A 15,776-nucleotide genomic window follows, 5' to 3' on the forward strand; every position below is an offset into this window, starting at 1 on the left:
CCGTGTACGCAGCGTTTCCCCACCCGAGTACCCGAATCGAGGTGTCTAGGCGATGGTAACAGCACTCCACATGGGCTGGCGACACGTCCTGTTCGCGAACTGGCCCATCGATCCCGAGATCCTCGACGCCCACCTTCCGTCGGCACTCTCGGTCGATACGTACGACGGCGACGCGTGGCTCTCCGTCGTCCCCTTTACGAACGTGGATGTCCGGCCGACGTGGATCCCCGAAGGCTGGGGGTTCCCTCTTCCCGAACTCAACCTCCGGACGTACGTCACCCACGACGGCCACGCCGGAGTGTACTTCTTCAGTCTCGATGCCCAGGGCATCTTCGGCGTCGGCGGCGCACGCCTCTTCCATCACCTCCCGTACTATTACGCACGTTGTTCGCTCACCGAAGACGACGGGGACGTCAGGTTCGAGAGCAGGCGATTGCATCCCGGCGCTCGCCCGGTTCACTTCGAGGGGACCTACGGTCCATCAAGTCCAAAGCTCGACGTACAGGCGGGCTCGCTCGAAGAGTTCCTCACCGAGCGCTACCGGTACTACACGGAGGCACAGGACGGCTCGCTGCGGTACGCAGCCATCGACCACGAGCCGTGGTCGCTGTACGAGGCTGACCCGACCATCGAGAGCAACACGCTGTTCAAGGCCAATGGGTTCGCCCATCCCGAGACCAAACCCGTCCACTACTACAGTCCCGGCGTGACGACGATCGCGTCACCAAACCGCCGGGTGTGATCGAATGTCGCCTCGCTCGCACGCCACCGCTGTCGCAGACTGGTCGCCCCGAACAATACTCCTCGGGTACACCGCTCTTACGTACACCATCTCGTGGTCGCTGTGGAGCGTGTGGGCGATCAGCGAGACCGGGGCGACGCCCACAGGAACGATCCTGTTCGTGCTCGGCGGGCTCGGACCGTTCGCCGCGAGTGCCGTCCTCGTTCGGGCATCGGATCGATCCGTGAGGGCGTGGCTTCGGGACGTCTTCGAGGCTCGCGTCGCACTGCGGTACTATATACTTGCTCTGGCGCTTCCGGTCGCCCTGTTTCTCGGTGCCGCCGTGATCCACGTTGTCATCTTCGATGGCGCCGTGACACCGGACGTGCTTCCGGGCGTCATCGAGTATCCGCTCTTCCTGGGGTTCGTCGTGCTGCTCGGCGGCGGCCTCGAGGAACCTGGCTGGCGCGGGTACCTCCTGCCAGCACTTCAAGAGACGTACAGCCCGCTCACGGCCGGGCTCATCGTCGGTGTCGTCTGGGCCGGGTGGCATCTTCCGCTGATTCTTATTCCGGGCACCATCCAGCAGACGCTCCCACTCGGCCTCTATCTGCTCCAGCTCGTCGAACTCTCGATTCTATTGACGTGGCTCACGAACCGATCCGACGGTAGCGTCCTGCCGACGATACTCTTGCACGCGGGCGGCAACGCGCTCCTGAATTACTACCCTGTGGGGGGTGTCGCGGGTGCGACGACGTTCCTCGGACTCGGACTTCTCGTCGGGACACTCACCGTCGCCGTCGGCGTTCTCGTCACCGTCGCCGGGACGTCGCTTGGCGTTGCCCGTCCGGCTCGTTAATGTATTTGTCAGCAGAGCACGATGCCTGTCCGTATGGCGGCGTCGAACGCGACCGGGCCGATCGGTCGGGTGTCGAAACGAATCGGGTGGTACGTCAACCACGACGACGTCCTCGTCCGGTTCGTCTCGCTGTGGGTCGTCGTCGCGAGCGTGTTCACGGCGGCTTGGATTCTCAGCTACCTCTTCCTTCCCCAGGGGCTGTTACGCGGCGGAAACCCGGGCGCAGCCACGGGGTACGCGGGGACTATCACGCGGGAGTTTCTGTGGCTGTTCGGGTGGAACGTCGGTGTCTCCCTGATCGCCGTCGGCGCGAACACGCTCCGGTCGGTGAACACACCGATGGGATACGTCATCGAGGTCGTTCAGGCGCCCTGGTACGGGGCAGTCTGGGGAACCGGGTCCCTCGCAATCGGGACGGGAGAGCGCATCGTACCGTCGTTGACCGTACTCTTTGAACGCAGCGGCCCGATGGAGATCACGGCGCTCGTCGCGGTCGTGGTCGCGACGCGGGGCGTAATGCTGTGGCATCAGGAATCCGGCCCCCGGTGGAAAGAGGAGTTCGTCCGCGTACGGTCGCCCAGCGACTGGTCGCTGACGCGCCGTGAGTGGGCGCTCCTGGTCGGCGGGTATCTGTTGCTGGCCGTCGCCTGCTACCGGGAAGCCGTCGCGATAGCACAGGTCGCCGGATGACGAAGGTGGAATCGTATGCCTATGTGCGGAAAGTGGCTGTAATGATCTGTCGTTGAGGCATGGAGAGATTTCCTCTGAGAGAAGGTTAACCGCGGCCAGGGTTCGACGTCCTTACTTTTGAGTCGAGAGCCCCAATCGGACCACATGGCATCACTAGTGGCTCGTTTTCGCCGGTTTCCACGCGATCGCCCGATCCTCGCGCTCGCGACCACCATCCTGACCGTCGAAATCGTCGGGGCTTCCGGGTCCATCTTTACGGCGCAAGGTCTCAGCACGTGGTACGACACCCTTCAGCGGCCGATGCTTGCGCCACCGAACTGGGTATTCGGTCCCGTCTGGACGGTCCTGTTCGCACTCATCGGAGTCGCGCTATGGCTCGTCTGGCGACGACTCGATTCGTCACCTCGCGAAGCGCGGGTCGGGTTCGGCGTATTCGTGGTACACTTCGCCTTCAATGTGGGATGGTCGGTCGTCTTCTTCGGCATGCAGGAGATTGGATGGGGGCTGGCCGTGATCGGACTCCTCTGGCTGCTCATCGTCGCAACGATGTGGGCCTTCAGTCGCGTTGATCGACGGGCGGCTCTCCTCCTCGTCCCGTATCTCCTGTGGGTCTCCTTCGCCGCCTATCTCAACTACCGCTTCTGGGTGTTGAATTAGCTCGCGACTCCTGATCACTCGTCCCTACGAACACCGTTACGGCCCGAATTGCACGGTTCGCGGATACCTCATCTGACCCAGCCCTGCGCGCCCTGTAGTTATCACGACTCCCGATACCTCTCATCAGTTGAGGGTTTCAATAAGGCCAGTTAGCTCAGATCGGCCCGGCGAAACCTGAGATACCCGACGAGGAGCGGGACGACTGCCCAGGCGAGTAGGATAATCAGGAATACGGCTGGATCGAGGTAGCTAGGTGTCGGGCCGCCGATCCGCGCTTCCACAGCAGTTCCGCCACCGAGCAACAGTCGCTGGACGAGCGCGTTGTACGCCCCGGTCGGACTGAACCCCTGTAAGAGCAGGAACCAGGCGGGCACGACTCCACCGGGCATCTCGCCAGTGATCAGCAAGTGAACCGCATTGGGAGCCAGATCCCAGAGGAGCGTCAGCCCGAGGTATGCCGTGATTGCCAAGGTCATTGCACGGGCGCGTGTCGCCGTGACGGCCGAAATCCCGATGGCGATGCCGACGAACGAAACGCCGAGAAGGACGGTCAAGACCGTCGTCCCGATGAAGGCACCCACCGGTAGTCCGCCGTAGAGAACCGCCGTGACCACGCCTGATACCACGAACCCTAGCGCGAGTCCGATAGCGACCACGCCACTTCGGCCGAGGAACTTCCCGAGGAGCACCTCGCCCCGCGACGGCGGGAGTCCAAGGATCACCTTCAGACTTCCTGACTCCCGTTCGCCGGCAATCGCGAGATAGGCGGCGATCAGCGCCATGATCGGGACGAGGAGTCCCGCGAACTGCGAAGCGCCGCCGATGGCCATCTCGGCACCGCCTTCGACATCGGGGATAAGTAGTGAGATACCCGCCGACAGCGACGTCATCACGGCGATGATGACGACGATGCCCCAGATCATACGCGACCGGAGGGCGTCGGCGAATTCCTTGCGAGCGATCGTCAGCCAGATCGTAGCAAGCGTCATCGCTCCACCTCCGAAGTATCAACTTTTGGGGGTGCATCGCCAGTGTAGGCGCTGAACAGATCTTCCAACGACGACTCCTCGATCGTCACGTCGAGAATTGCAGCGCCATCATCGCGTATGCGGTCGATCACGTCGACTTTCGCTGTGGCCTCATCAACGCTTACGCGAATTGTTCGGCCATCGACTGCGACGTCGGAGACACCGGCTAACTCCCCGAGGGTCAGCGAGTCCGGGATGGCATCGACTGAGAGCGTTACCGTCGATCCCGTTCCGAGCGCGTCGCGAAGCCCGTCGATCGAATCGATAGCGACGAGTCGCCCACGGTTGAGTATCGCGACGCGGTCACACACAGCTTCGACCTGACTGAGAATGTGACTGGAGAAGAAGACTGTCTTCCCCCGGTTGGCGTGGTTTCGAGCAATCTCACGGACGAGGCGAACGCCGTTGGGGTCGAGTCCCGAAGACGGCTCGTCGAGAATCAGCAGTTCGGGATCGCCGACGAGGGCGATCGCGAGGGCCAATCGCTGCATCATCCCTTTCGAATAGCCACTGACGACTCGGTCGGCAGCTGCAGCATCGAGGCCGACTCGATCAAGGAGGTCGTCGACAGTGTCGTCGGATTGCTTCAACGCGACTGCGTACTCCAGGTGTTTACGACCGGTGAGGCGGTCGTAGAGTCCGTATCCATCCGGAAGAATGCCGACTCGTTCGTGGATTTCTCGCGTCTCATTCTGGGCGTCGTATCCGAGAACAGTTGCGCTTCCTGCCGACGGGCGGACGTAGTCCATAATCACATCGATCGTCGTCGATTTGCCGGCGCCATTCGGCCCGAGAAACCCGAATATCTCGCCTTCGTAGACTGTTAGATCAAGATCGTCAACGGCGAGAACGTCCTTCCCATATCGTTTTGTCAGTCCTGTGGTCTGGATGGCAATCGCCCCGTTATTGGCCGAATCTCTCGAATCGGATATCGAACGAGAAGGAGTTTCCATATTGCCCGTACGTATACACTCCCCAAAATTCCATGGCATAGTTATTCACAACGCGATGAAGACAGAGAATACGTTCATCTAGCGGGGGCTCTAACTTCTGCATATGCTCCGCAAAGTCCTGACGTCGATAACGATCGTCGAAGCCCTGTGGCCGGAGACACTAATTGATACTGCCGAGGGGATCGCGCTGGATAATCCAGACGAGTGTGAATTGAAGTCATGGGTGGTTCCCGGTGCACGACTCGAAGGGCTTGTCTTCCTCGTACTGATGTGGCGAAGCAATACATCGTATTCACGGTTCAAGAAATTCCTCGGCGTTATCGGAATTCTTGCGCTGCTATACCCACGTGCATACGTTGATTACGCAGCCGAGATTGCGTACACTGACGCCACCACCTGTGAATGGAAATCGTGGGTATACCCCGGAACTCGCCTCATCGGGTTACTGTATGTGAGTATCGCCCTGGCTGAACTCAGAAAGCGTTGACTCTGTGTTGGTAGAATGCGTGGCTGAATATGATCCGCCCCCGCCAGCTAGTTCGCGGGTGAGGTTTGATCTGTAGTATATGACATCAACTGGTGAGTCTGGGACATCGGTGCATCTGTTATCGCGGCATCGGATCACGATCGCGATCTTCTGGACGGGACTCGCACTCACTGCACTGGTGATTACTCCGCTAATGCTACGGACGACGACGCCGATCTTCCAGATGTTCTGGTTGATCGTCCCGTTGATCAGTCTCATTCGGCATCGCAACACCGACCGGGTTGGATTTCGAACTCCTGACCGTGAACAAGGACTTCGAGCGGCGATCGCTGCGGGTATCGTGTATGGGACTCTACTCATCCTCGTTGAACCGTGGAGTGGTGTCTATGACCGGTTGCTTGTCCTCGCATTCGAAGGTCCTGATCCCACGTTCGCGTGGTTAGTTCGGTTTGATGGTGTAGATGGATGGGTAGGTCTGGCTCTGTTCAGCGGCTTCGTAACCCTGTATAGCGAAGAACTGTTCTTTCGTGGCTGGTTGCTACAGGCGTTGAACCAGCGGACGACACCGAGAGTAGCAGTCGCTGGTCAGGCAGTTGTATTTACTATCTTCCAATCCATTCCCATCTTCTTTTTCGAACCGCTTCAGGCTGGGCTGTATCTCCTTGTCTATGCCTTCGGGCTTGGCGTAATCGTCGGTTCAGCCGCCCAACGAACACAGAGTATCTGGCCGGGGTTAGCAGTCGTGACTGTCGCAAACCTCGTTCTCACTGCAATACTCGTCTGAAACCATGTGCGGAACTACCTGATCCGTCGCTCCGGAGGACGTCCCGACGTCAGTAGCCCCGCCGAACTTCGCCCTCGGTTGGATCGGACCCCGGAAGCTACACCAGATGTCCGACCGTACTCACTGACCGTCCGTCGTCCGTTCGATGGAAGATTCGGCCTATGAATCGCCGAACGACTCGGAGAACGTCGTCTGTCGATCGCTGGGACCCGAACGTCGTCGGGTGCGGAACGAGTCCCGGAGTCCCAACGCGAGTGCACCCAATCCCAGCAGGAGTGCACCGAATACGAGGAATCCGCCCAGGACCGGGATCAAATCCAGAACTGCGAACCCGACGAGGCCGGCCACGAGCGCCAACCACCGGTCGTCCCGTCCGGCCCGTCGGAGAACCCACGCACCGACGGCGTACTGGCCGTAGACGACTCCAACCCAGATTGCGAGCCCGAACGCAATTGCGCCGAGGACGGCAAGTGGAATGCCGATGATCGTAATGGCGACCAGCGCAAGGAGGATCGGTCCTCCGATGAGGGTCAGCAATCCAACGCCGCCGGTTTTCGCAGGCTCGTCGGACACACGACCCGCAAGCCTCGCCGAGAAGGCCGGAAAGAGGGCGAGCAGAATCACTCCGAGTAGAAGATTTGCGAGGAGGCTGTACCCCGTTGTTACCCAGTTGGGAAGGGTGAAGGTACCGACGTTGCCTCGGAGATCCGGATCCTCGACGACGCCGCCCGCGACTGTCGCCGCGGGATCTTGCCTGAACTCAGCAGCGTCGTAGCGGAGCTCGCCACCGATATCTGCGTTCGGTCCAAGCACGATTGTCTCAGCGCCGACACGGACGTCGCCGTCAATCTGGCCGTCTATGCGGACGTATCCCGCGCCAATCTCAACGTCGCCGCCAATCGTGGCGGTCTCGGTCACTTGGACGTTTCCGCTGCCAGCGGTAACGTCGCCTCCAACCTCACCGTCGATACGGACGTCCCCGGCCGCGCCGGAGATCGATCCCCCGACGCGCCCGCCCTCGGCGACATGAATTGTCCCGGCGGCCCCGGAGACATCTCCCGTGACGGTTCCACGGACTACGATGCTCCCCGCGAGTGCGTCGACGCTGGAGACTGTTTGCCCTTCTTCGACGACAATCGTTCCCGAGGCACCCCTAACGGACTGTGCCGCTGCGACGCCTGTCACCGTCGAAAGGAGGAGCACCGCGACGAGGGCGACTACGACGCCCCGGCGCTCCGCCGTCCCGAACGATAGACGCATATCATTCATTTCAACTCCATTACTTAAGAAGATGATGCGCTTCACGTGGTACAAGACGTACCAACCTTCACTCCAAATTCCGTCATTGGGGGAAACAGGGCCTCTCCTCCAGCAACAACCAACATCGCTGCTCAGGCAACCCTAGGCCACCGACGACCAAACTTCCGTACTCGTGGACGTCTCTGACGAACTTACTGATTCGTAGTCAATACAGGTGTCTGCCGAACCTCGTGTAACCGTAAGCCGAGTACCATTCTCCTCGCCAGCAAATATTTTACTTGGAGACGCTCTTCGCCATCGGTCACGCATGAGCATGTCTGACGCAGACGAGGCTCGTCACGTTGACGAGGAAGATCACCAGTTCCCGGCATACGGACCGATAGAGGCAAGCCTCGGCTACCTCCTGTTCTACATCCTCGTAGATCGCGTGACCCCGACCGTCGTCACAGTGTTCAGCGACACGGTTCTCGATCTGTCACCCTCGTTCGTCCGGTTTGGGCTCGCGACCGCGCTATGGTTCATGCTCGTAGTCATCGTCATCGACCAGGCGCGGCGTCAGCTCGCCGCGCTCGGCGTCGTTACGTACGACGATTTCCAGCTACGTATATGGTCACGCGTCACCCCGTCGTCGCTGAGAACTGTTGGGTACCTTGTGGCGCTTGTCGCCGGCACCGCCATCGTCGTGATAACGTTCGATCGTGCAGTCGAAGCCCTGCTGACGTTGATTCCCGTCGTCGCCACTGTCGACGTCGTCGCGTTCGACCTCGTCGAGTTGTTCGTAATGGTCGTGTTCTTCGTCGTCTACAGTATAGCGGCTCACTCCCTCGACAGGCTGGTGATCGGCGGGATTAGAGTCCTAGTCTCTGGGTGAGTGGGAGATTGGTCCCTATCCTCGCTGGCACTCTCAAAAACGTAGAATTTCTGTTGGAGATCTCTCGACACGCAACGAGGCTAGTATAGATGATTGACAATTTCGTCACTGACCAATAGCGAGATACTGAGCGCAGTCGGTAGTCGTTCGTAGGGTGACCTGCCCGCTCCGACCGAGGCCGTAGCCGCGCCACGTGAACGCATGGGTCACTACTGATTTATCACCTCTGTCACCGTCTTAGCGGTAGATATGTCCTCAGAAGCTGTTTTGACAGATGTAGAGCAGTCACTCGTCGCCACCGTCACGACCGAGACTATCCCTGGCCACGAGATCGTGGAGGTACTGGGAATCGCTCGCGGGAACACCGTCCGAGCACGGAATGTGGGACGCGACATCACCCAAGGCCTCCGAAATCTCGCTGGCGGCGAACTCAAGGCCTACTCAACGCTGCTCGCCGATGCCCGGGATCAGGCGATCGAGCGGATGGAAGCGAATGCACTCGAGATGGGGGCTGACGCCGTCGTGAACGTCCGGATGGAAACGTCCGAGGTTACCCAAGGCGCATCGGAAGTAATCGCCTATGGTACGGCTGTCAAACTCGCCTGAGGGGGTACCTGTCGTGATCGGCGGCGAGAAGCCGGTGTTTTAACTCACGACCGATTTTGTGCCACTCCAATATCTTCTCATCAGCAGGCGATCAACACTAACGAGTTGTTTTTCGCGAACATCGAGATACGATCTGCTCAGATCGCTACCAACAGGTCGATAGTTATGCTCGACCGACCCGGTCGGTGTCACACGCCGAGAGGACACGGAGAACATGCTCGCGGAGCCGATCGGTCGCAAGCGACCCAGTGACGTGGCCTTTGTCGAGTACGGACAACGACATCCCCGCATAGGCCGAGTGCTGCCGGTCGTACTCGATGATGCGGTCGTACCGAGCGAGAAGCGGGGCACAGTTGGCCGCTTCGACGGCCTTGAACTCCTCCTCGAAGTCGAGTACTTCACGGAGGTGATCCGGTCGTTTCTGGGCTTCCCTGGCGGTCATCTTCCGATAGACGGACGAGACGAACATCTCGCCCAGCGCGGCCCCGGCGAAGATTGGGGCGTACCGGTCGACGGTGTCGAAGCAGGCTCGGTGGAGGTTGACAGCCCAGCCACCGAGGCTGATACCCGATGCGAGGACTGGGCTACTGGTCCGATCGCTCGCCTGCGTCGCGAGCGCGTCGATGAGGCTAACCGAGGCGGCGAGCATCCCGACGAAGTTCTCGAGGTCCCCCATCGCCCGAGCGTAATCCATGTTCGATCCGTCGTGGAACGGTGCCCTGACGGCGACGACGTTGGCCGGGATCGTTTCGTCAGTTGCGACGAACAACCGTCGAAACGAGTTCGAACTAAACCGTCCGAAGTCGAACGGTCGCTCGCCACTTCCGTGGTGATAGATGAGCGTCGGATAGTCCGGGCCACGCCATTGCCAGGGCATGTACGACGCCTGGAACGCCCCGATCGGTGTATCGACGGTTACAGTCCGCTCACCAGCACGGTCGAGGTGGTCGACGTTGACCTCCGATTCACTCGCCACCTCGACGAGCGGTCGCGAGTCAAGCGACCGGACGAAGAATTTCGCATCGCGCAGGAGGATGGCACTGACTTGTATGGTCCCGACATCGAGCAGTTCGTGGATGTTCGTCATCTGATTTAGAAAATTGGTTCGGGTACTCTTTGTTCTGTATGTGCCTTCCGGCGGCGGCCTGAAGTTACACACCTCGTGTGGCTGATGAACGACGTCGCTCTCGGCTCTCCCGTCGAGCCAGCAACCCCGCTCCGGTGACGCTGATAACCACGAGGGCGAGCAGCTACATGAGCACAGCATGGGAGACGTTCATCGGCGCGAGGGCAACCCAGTCCGGGACGCCCTCGACGATCGCCCGATCCAGATCGACTCCTCGGAGCCAAAGATCGGACTCCAGAACAGGAACGCCCATCCGAGGTAGACGAGAGGGAATCCCCACGGTCGCATCGAACGGGCAAGGGTCCGGGATCGATGGAAGAACGTCGCCATAGTCAGGTCACTCGTGGTACTGTAGGTCCTGGCTCCTGAAGAAATGGACAGGCCGTTTCAGGCTGGCCAGAAACCGGCACGCTGAAATTTCAGTCGGATGTGTTATAACTTGGCAGATGTCGTCATCGAGACCACCCGGGAAAGTCAGGGTGCGCAAAGTCCTCGCATTTCTCGCACTTGCGTTCGGTATTTCGTGGGCGGGAGCCATAGTGTTCGCCGTTGTCGGTGTCGACCTGGAGAGTCTCAGTGGCACGATCCTCTTGGTCGTCGTCTATATGTGGGCGCCAGCCATCGCCGCGATACTGATTCAGCGGTGGGACGGCGAGTCGATCCGGGCAGGATGTGGACTCCGCAGGGGACGACTCCAGTGGGTCGGACTGGCCTGGCTGACGCCGGTCGGTCTCCTCGCGCTGACGATCGGCATCGGAATCGTCTTCCCGGACGTCTCGTTCACGACGGACTACGGGGCGTTCCTACGCGGCCTCGGCCTCCCAGACGAGCAGGTCGAGGCCTCGGTCGCGGTACTCGAGGGACTGCCGGTCCCGCCGGTCGTCTTCCTCGTCGGTCAGGGGCTCGTCGCAGGGTTGACCATCAACGCCGTTGCGGCCCTCGGTGAAGAACTCGGGTGGCGGGGACTGTTCCTGCGAGAGCTCTCGCCGCTCGGCTTCTGGCGGCTATCGCTTCTGACAGGCGCTGTCTGGGGTATCTGGCACGCACCGCTGATCGTTCAAGGGCACAACTTCCCCGACGCGCCGGTCGCAGGGATCGTGGTGATGACCGGTTGGACGGTCGCTGCCTCCCCGCTGTTCACCTACCTGACCGTCCGTGCGAAGTCGGTGCTCGCCGCGACGCTACTCCACGGTTCGTTCAACGCCGTGGCGTCGCTTTCTCTGGTCTACCTCACTGGCGCGGGCGCCCTCCTCGTCGGCCCGGTCGGCATCGCCGGAATCGGTTCCGGATTGCTTGCTACTGCCGTGTGCGTCGTCCACGATCGATACGTGGCGGCCGACAACGTGACGTCAGGTGGATCACTCGAACCATGGTAGTGACCAGCGACGAGGGAGTTGTTCGGATAACTGCTAGACAAGGGTTACTGGACATATTGCCCATGTCGATTAAGAAAGTCAGAGGACTACGAACCGGTCCGACGGTCCAGTGTCAAGGAAGTATGTAGCACCGACTGATTCGTTTGTCCTCCCGAGAACTACCCTGCAATGTTACCCCGTTACCAGGCGTACATATTGACATGGATGAATCGACCTCACACGCACGTCCAGAGGACGGTATCGAGAATACATCCGACAGTATCGGACGTTGGTGGGTGTATCTCGCCGTCGCGGTAGGAGGAACGTGGCTCTTCTGGCTGCCGGCCATCGCTCTGGGCCTGCAGTTCGACAGCGCCGTCGGGCTCGTATTACTCCTCGTCGGACTCGCCGTCCCCGGCGTAGCCGGTATCGCGTTTGTCTACCTTGTCTACGACGAACGCGGACAGGCCGACTTCTGGAACCGCGTTGTCAATCCCCGGCGCGTCGGACTCCGATGGCTCGTGGTGATCCTGCTAGTACCCCTGGGTATCAGCGTTCTCGCCGGCCTCGCGGATCTCCTCCTCGGCGGAGCCGGGCTGGCGTGGGGCGAAGGCGTCACCGAATTCGGCGTGAACCCCCTCGCTATCCTCCCGGCACTGTTCTTCGCGACCCTGCCGCCGATCCTCGAAGAGCTGGGATGGCGAGGATACGCGCTTGACCGGCTGCAACTGAAGTGGTCTGTGTTAAGCGCGAGTTTGATCCTGGGCGTCGTCTGGGCCCTCTGGCACCTCCCCCTGTTCTTTATCGAGGGGTCGTTCCAACACGACGCGGTCGGGTTCGCGACCACCGGCTTCTGGCTGTTCATGGCCGGGATCGTCGCGCTCTCGGTCGCGTTCACGTGGATCTACAATAACACGGAACGCAGCATCCTCGGCATCATCGTCCTGCACGGCTGGGTGAACTTCACCGCCGAGATCATCGTGGCCCCGGACCTCCTCTACTACGGGCTCTGGTTCGTGCTCGCTGCGGCGATCGTCGCGACCTGGGGAGCCAAGACCATGACGGCCGCTCCCGAAGTGCCTCACCCGCCGCTTCCGACCGACGCGTAGGTCTGCCATCGTGGTGCTGGCCGGACTCACACTGCGTCACCGGTCGGTGCCACCCACTACTCGCGGGATCGGGCCGCTCGGAGCCGATTCGGGTGCGGTAACTCTCCGATCCGCAGGAGGCGGTCCGAGCGTTTCTTGTCGGTGATCGTGGAACAGACCCTGTGAGCCACGATCCGGGCACGGTACCAGAACGTGACACCACGGGCGACGACCGGGCGGGGGTCGGTCGGGTAGCGCTCGATATAGATGCGCTACGTGAAACGTCCTGGGCCACGATCGTTGCCGTCGTGATCGCCGGTGGGGCAGCAGTGACGCTGTTCCATCTGACTCTGCCGGCGATTTTGGCTGTACTCGCACCGGTGGTCGACACGACGGGGGGACTCGTGGACGTGACACTCCTCGCAAACCTCGCGTTCGTCGTCGTGATCGTCGGTGGGATCATCCTCCAATTCGGCGACCTCCGACCGCGGGATATCGGGCTCGTTCGGGCGGACCTCCCGCTCGGCATCGGGATCACCGCCGGAACGTGGATACTCGTGCAAGTAACCGGTGTCGCGTCACTGATGCTCCGGGGCGAGTCGCTCGCGCTCTCCGATTCGCTGATCCGGTTCGGAATAGTCCCCGTCCTCGGTGGTTTCATCGGCCAGGTCTTCGGAAACGCACTGTACGAGGAGATCGTGTATCGGGCGTTCCTCCTGCCTCAGCTCGCGAAGAAGTTCACACGGCTATACAGGAGTGGATCTCCGCGAACCGCGTTCCTCCTCGCCCTCCTGGCTTCTCAAACCATATTCACACTGATTCACGTTCCGGGGCGGCTCGCCGGCGGAGTCGCGGTCGGGGAGCTCCTCGCGTTCCTCGTCGCTCCGTTCGTCCTCGGTGTGCTGTTCGCCCTCGTCTACGCCCGGACCGGAAACCTGTTCGTCACGATCGGCCTCCACGCACTCGTCAACGATCCCGTCCTCCTCGTAGACGCGGGTGGGGTCGTGTTGGTACCGCTCCTGTTCGTGGTCCTCGCCATCCTCGTCGCCTGGCCGTCACTGATGACGTGGGCCGGGATCGACGAATCACGTCCCGAGCAATCGTCGTGAGAGTCCCGTCCCGACTGGACCGTGCACTGTCGTTTGACGGGTGATGCGTTCGATCCAGCGGAGAGCTCTCCTGCACGCTCCGGCTCACCATCGAGATTGAACGACAGTACCGATAGGGGAGGTCCGACACTTCGTAGCTGCAGGAACGACGCTACCGCTGGCTTCCGGACGGAGTGGTCGGGACCTCCACGTCGGCGAGACGCTCGGGGCCGTAGGCTGCGACGATAGCCAGCGCGGCGAGGAGGAAGACGGCGGCGTAGAGCGCGTTCGGTAGCTCGGTCTGGAGCGCAGCGCCGCCACCAGCGAGGTAGAGGATACCGCCGGTATTCACCGACGCGTGGAGCACCATCGTCAGGAGGACGCTCCCGCCGGTCTCGTTGTAGAGCCACGTGAACACCACGGAGAGCGCGACGACCGCCAGTCCGTAGTAGTACACCGGGACGCCGGCCTGTGAGGACCCCGCGACTACGAACAGAGGCAGGTGCCAGGCAAACCAGCCCAAGCCGATGAGGAGGCTCGCGACGAGCGCAGAATACGATCGCTGAAGTCGCGGGAGGGCAAACCCACGCCAACCCAGTTCCTCGTTGCCACCGCCGACTAGGAACACCTGAGCGAACAGGACCGGATAGAGCAGCAACGTGCTCACTGATTCGGGAGCGAACTGCCCGTCGAAGATGAGAATATGACCGACACTCGCGGTGACGATAGCGACGGCGGGGAAGAGCAACGCGAACGCCCAGTAACGAACAGACACATTCCACCGGAGGAGTTGGCCTGCCCATTCGCGAACGCTGTCACCGACGGCCCGTGTGACGAGGGCTGCAGCGACGAGCGGGCCGAACCCCCCGATCATGATGAAGAGCATCGTCTGGATGTCACCTGCCAAGAGCAGGGGTGACCACGTCACCCACCACTCCGCAAAGACCAGTGGAGACCACGCGGTCCACGAGAGGGCGTACGTGAGGACAAAGAACGTCGCCACGGGATGCTCACTGATTCGTCTGCGGATAGTGGAGACCATACTGAGATAGTGTTACTAGTACCACATGAACGTTCTTCAGATCCCTCTTCGCCGAGAACCAACGGTCGTGATCGACGTTGTCGGAGCAATACAGCGACTCGAAGATTGCTCAGCAGTCGCCGGACCTTCCTCATGATAACGATCCATCAGTAGAACTCGTTCAGGACTACACTCTGGAGTCGCTCGAAGACGTGAACCTGATCGATCAATGGCGAAGAGGCCTCCCTTCGTTTTTTTGGGCGGCAGTGGCCGTCACAACAGCATGACGAGGGTGATGCCGACACCGACTGCATTGATGAGTCCATGGATCAGAGCGACCACGATCAAGTTCTGTGTCCGCTCGTAGATCGTCCCGAGGATGAGTCCCCCAGCAGCGATTCCGAGCAGGGCAAATAGAACGCCGAGGGTGAAGAGGTCGGAGCCGCCGATCCAGTAGCTGGGAACGTGGCTGATGGCGAATCCCAGCGAGGTGATGCCGATAGCGAGAGCTGGACCGAAACTCTCGCGTAAGCGTCCCTGGATTACGCCGCGGAATAGGAGTTCTTCGGCCGGGCCGATGAGCACGATATTGCCGACCAGCAGCAGTCCATAGACCAACATCGGGTTCCCGACGGCTGCTGCCGTGGCGAAGTTCGTCGCCCCTTCGGCACCCAGAACAGCACCTATGGCCTCGATGAGAATCGCGACACCGAACGCGACGACGATACCGCCGACGACCCAGCCGACTTCCCGAAGAGTGGGTCTCCGAAGTGGTGCGTGAATAGCGACCGGCCGGTAATGGAGATACGTGATAGCGATGACGATATACGAAAACGTGGCCAGCGCTCCCCCCACGATGTACGTGATCGTGAGGTTGTCACCGTATCCCAACGCTGCCTGGAGTAGTTTGAACCCCTCGATGATGCCCTGCGTACTGACGGCTGCCGCACCAAGCAATCCGATAGCCACGAGGAAAGCACGGATCTGGGACATAGTGGAGACGGTCGGAGACGGCCTGCTGGCGGCGATCGTTTTCACAATAGTCTGGATTACTATGGGTTGGCAGAGGTGATAAACGAGATTGACAAACAGTATCTTGCTGAGAAATCTCAGCAAAGGACATAGAGGGGGATTATCATGCCGTGAACCGCTATCATTCTCGATTTCCAAGTGGGTGTAGTT

General features: G+C 60.7%; 18 protein-coding genes. 11 read left to right on the forward strand and 7 right to left on the reverse strand.

The window, feature by feature from the left end:
* The first annotated feature begins 52 nt into the window (after window positions 1-52).
* The 4 genes from V8686_RS17165 to V8686_RS17180 all read left to right on the forward strand — a co-directional run bounded on the left by V8686_RS17165 (window position 53) and on the right by V8686_RS17180 (window position 2,927).
* The gene (locus V8686_RS17165; protein ID WP_340696362.1) at window positions 53-742 is read left to right on the forward strand and encodes a YqjF family protein; all 690 of its coding nucleotides are present in this window, start codon (window positions 53-55) and stop codon (window positions 740-742) included.
* Window positions 743-746: 4 nt separating this feature from the next.
* Entirely contained in the window at window positions 747-1,580 is an 834-nt protein-coding gene (locus tag V8686_RS17170) for a CPBP family intramembrane glutamic endopeptidase (RefSeq protein ID WP_340696363.1), read from the forward strand.
* Between the two features lie 33 nt (window positions 1,581-1,613).
* On the forward strand, window positions 1,614-2,270 hold the full coding sequence (locus V8686_RS17175; protein WP_340696364.1) for a hypothetical protein: 657 nt from the start codon (window positions 1,614-1,616) through the stop codon (window positions 2,268-2,270).
* A gap of 144 nt (window positions 2,271-2,414) precedes the next feature.
* Window positions 2,415-2,927, forward strand: a complete 513-nt coding sequence (locus V8686_RS17180; RefSeq protein WP_340696365.1) for a TspO/MBR family protein — start codon at window positions 2,415-2,417, stop codon at window positions 2,925-2,927.
* A 149-nt stretch (window positions 2,928-3,076) separates the two neighbouring features.
* On the opposite strand, the gene V8686_RS17185 is transcribed toward V8686_RS17180, so the two are convergent.
* Window positions 3,077-3,916 (reverse strand): ABC transporter permease subunit, encoded by an 840-nt coding sequence (locus V8686_RS17185; protein WP_340696366.1) that lies wholly within the window; start codon window positions 3,914-3,916, stop codon window positions 3,077-3,079.
* Window positions 3,913-4,908 (reverse strand): ABC transporter ATP-binding protein, encoded by a 996-nt coding sequence (locus tag V8686_RS17190; protein ID WP_340696367.1) that lies wholly within the window; start codon window positions 4,906-4,908, stop codon window positions 3,913-3,915. The genes V8686_RS17185 and V8686_RS17190 overlap by 4 nt, the downstream gene beginning before the upstream one ends.
* Before the next feature lie 103 nt (window positions 4,909-5,011).
* Here V8686_RS17190 and V8686_RS17195 point away from each other — a divergent pair, with 103 nt between their 5' ends.
* Window positions 5,012-5,395, forward strand: a complete 384-nt coding sequence (locus V8686_RS17195; RefSeq protein ID WP_340696368.1) for a hypothetical protein — start codon at window positions 5,012-5,014, stop codon at window positions 5,393-5,395.
* 79 nt (window positions 5,396-5,474) lie between these two features.
* A complete protein-coding gene (locus V8686_RS17200; protein WP_340696369.1) occupies window positions 5,475-6,179 on the forward strand; it encodes a CPBP family intramembrane glutamic endopeptidase in 705 nt (234 codons plus the stop codon).
* A gap of 159 nt (window positions 6,180-6,338) precedes the next feature.
* Here the strand turns inward: V8686_RS17200 and V8686_RS17205 are convergent, their stop codons facing one another.
* Complete coding sequence (locus tag V8686_RS17205; protein WP_340696375.1) at window positions 6,339-7,439, reverse strand: bactofilin family protein; 1,101 nt, start codon at window positions 7,437-7,439, stop codon at window positions 6,339-6,341.
* Window positions 7,440-7,746: 307 nt separating this feature from the next.
* On the opposite strand from V8686_RS17205, the gene V8686_RS17210 reads away from it, so the two are divergent.
* A complete protein-coding gene (locus tag V8686_RS17210) occupies window positions 7,747-8,310 on the forward strand; it encodes a hypothetical protein (protein ID WP_340696370.1) in 564 nt (187 codons plus the stop codon).
* A 249-nt stretch (window positions 8,311-8,559) separates the two neighbouring features.
* On the forward strand, window positions 8,560-8,916 hold the full coding sequence (locus V8686_RS17215; RefSeq protein ID WP_340696371.1) for a YbjQ family protein: 357 nt from the start codon (window positions 8,560-8,562) through the stop codon (window positions 8,914-8,916).
* Window positions 8,917-9,079: 163 nt separating this feature from the next.
* Here the strand turns inward: V8686_RS17215 and V8686_RS17220 are convergent, their stop codons facing one another.
* Together V8686_RS17220 and V8686_RS17225 are read right to left on the reverse strand one after the other, a co-directional pair.
* The gene (locus V8686_RS17220) at window positions 9,080-10,003 is read right to left on the reverse strand and encodes a hypothetical protein (protein WP_340696372.1); all 924 of its coding nucleotides are present in this window, start codon (window positions 10,001-10,003) and stop codon (window positions 9,080-9,082) included.
* Between the two features lie 163 nt (window positions 10,004-10,166).
* Window positions 10,167-10,295 (reverse strand): hypothetical protein, encoded by a 129-nt coding sequence (locus tag V8686_RS17225; protein ID WP_379706914.1) that lies wholly within the window; start codon window positions 10,293-10,295, stop codon window positions 10,167-10,169.
* Between the two features lie 286 nt (window positions 10,296-10,581).
* Between V8686_RS17225 and V8686_RS17230 the strand changes: the two genes are divergently transcribed.
* The 3 genes from V8686_RS17230 to V8686_RS17240 all read left to right on the forward strand — a co-directional run bounded on the left by V8686_RS17230 (window position 10,582) and on the right by V8686_RS17240 (window position 13,594).
* Window positions 10,582-11,418, forward strand: coding sequence for a CPBP family intramembrane glutamic endopeptidase (locus V8686_RS17230; protein ID WP_379706917.1), 837 nt, complete (start codon window positions 10,582-10,584; stop codon window positions 11,416-11,418).
* Window positions 11,419-11,693: 275 nt separating this feature from the next.
* On the forward strand, window positions 11,694-12,506 hold the full coding sequence (locus V8686_RS17235) for a CPBP family glutamic-type intramembrane protease (RefSeq protein ID WP_379706920.1): 813 nt from the start codon (window positions 11,694-11,696) through the stop codon (window positions 12,504-12,506).
* A 161-nt stretch (window positions 12,507-12,667) separates the two neighbouring features.
* A complete protein-coding gene (locus V8686_RS17240; protein ID WP_340696194.1) occupies window positions 12,668-13,594 on the forward strand; it encodes a CPBP family intramembrane glutamic endopeptidase in 927 nt (308 codons plus the stop codon).
* Window positions 13,595-13,745: 151 nt separating this feature from the next.
* On the opposite strand, the gene V8686_RS17245 is transcribed toward V8686_RS17240, so the two are convergent.
* Window positions 13,746-14,615 (reverse strand): CPBP family intramembrane glutamic endopeptidase, encoded by an 870-nt coding sequence (locus V8686_RS17245; protein WP_340696195.1) that lies wholly within the window; start codon window positions 14,613-14,615, stop codon window positions 13,746-13,748.
* Between the two features lie 252 nt (window positions 14,616-14,867).
* Window positions 14,868-15,587 carry a CPBP family intramembrane glutamic endopeptidase gene (locus V8686_RS17250; RefSeq protein ID WP_340696196.1) on the reverse strand — a complete coding sequence of 240 codons (720 nt, stop codon included), beginning with the start codon at window positions 15,585-15,587 and terminating at the stop codon, window positions 14,868-14,870.
* Window positions 15,588-15,776 lie beyond the last annotated feature (189 nt).

This window comes from Haloplanus litoreus (genome assembly GCF_045690335.1).
Classification (GTDB): domain Archaea; phylum Halobacteriota; class Halobacteria; order Halobacteriales; family Haloferacaceae; genus Haloplanus; species Haloplanus litoreus.

Excerpts from the sequence above, each read along its gene's own strand:
- V8686_RS17165 (WP_340696362.1), top strand. The coding sequence starts at position 53 with ATGGTAACAGCACTCCACATGGGCTGGCGACACGTCCTGTTCGCGAAC.
- V8686_RS17170 (WP_340696363.1), top strand. The coding sequence starts at position 747 with ATGTCGCCTCGCTCGCACGCCACCGCTGTCGCAGACTGGTCGCCCCGA.
- V8686_RS17175 (WP_340696364.1), top strand. The coding sequence starts at position 1,614 with ATGGCGGCGTCGAACGCGACCGGGCCGATCGGTCGGGTGTCGAAACGA.
- V8686_RS17180 (WP_340696365.1), top strand. The coding sequence starts at position 2,415 with ATGGCATCACTAGTGGCTCGTTTTCGCCGGTTTCCACGCGATCGCCCG.
- V8686_RS17185 (WP_340696366.1), bottom strand. The coding sequence starts at position 3,916 with ATGACGCTTGCTACGATCTGGCTGACGATCGCTCGCAAGGAATTCGCC.
- V8686_RS17190 (WP_340696367.1), bottom strand. The coding sequence starts at position 4,908 with ATGGAAACTCCTTCTCGTTCGATATCCGATTCGAGAGATTCGGCCAAT.
- V8686_RS17195 (WP_340696368.1), top strand. The coding sequence starts at position 5,012 with ATGCTCCGCAAAGTCCTGACGTCGATAACGATCGTCGAAGCCCTGTGG.
- V8686_RS17200 (WP_340696369.1), top strand. The coding sequence starts at position 5,475 with ATGACATCAACTGGTGAGTCTGGGACATCGGTGCATCTGTTATCGCGG.
- V8686_RS17205 (WP_340696375.1), bottom strand. The coding sequence starts at position 7,439 with ATGCGTCTATCGTTCGGGACGGCGGAGCGCCGGGGCGTCGTAGTCGCC.
- V8686_RS17210 (WP_340696370.1), top strand. The coding sequence starts at position 7,747 with ATGAGCATGTCTGACGCAGACGAGGCTCGTCACGTTGACGAGGAAGAT.
- V8686_RS17215 (WP_340696371.1), top strand. The coding sequence starts at position 8,560 with ATGTCCTCAGAAGCTGTTTTGACAGATGTAGAGCAGTCACTCGTCGCC.
- V8686_RS17220 (WP_340696372.1), bottom strand. The coding sequence starts at position 10,003 with ATGACGAACATCCACGAACTGCTCGATGTCGGGACCATACAAGTCAGT.
- V8686_RS17225 (WP_379706914.1), bottom strand. The coding sequence starts at position 10,295 with ATGGGCGTTCCTGTTCTGGAGTCCGATCTTTGGCTCCGAGGAGTCGAT.
- V8686_RS17245 (WP_340696195.1), bottom strand. The coding sequence starts at position 14,615 with ATGGTCTCCACTATCCGCAGACGAATCAGTGAGCATCCCGTGGCGACG.
- V8686_RS17250 (WP_340696196.1), bottom strand. The coding sequence starts at position 15,587 with ATGTCCCAGATCCGTGCTTTCCTCGTGGCTATCGGATTGCTTGGTGCG.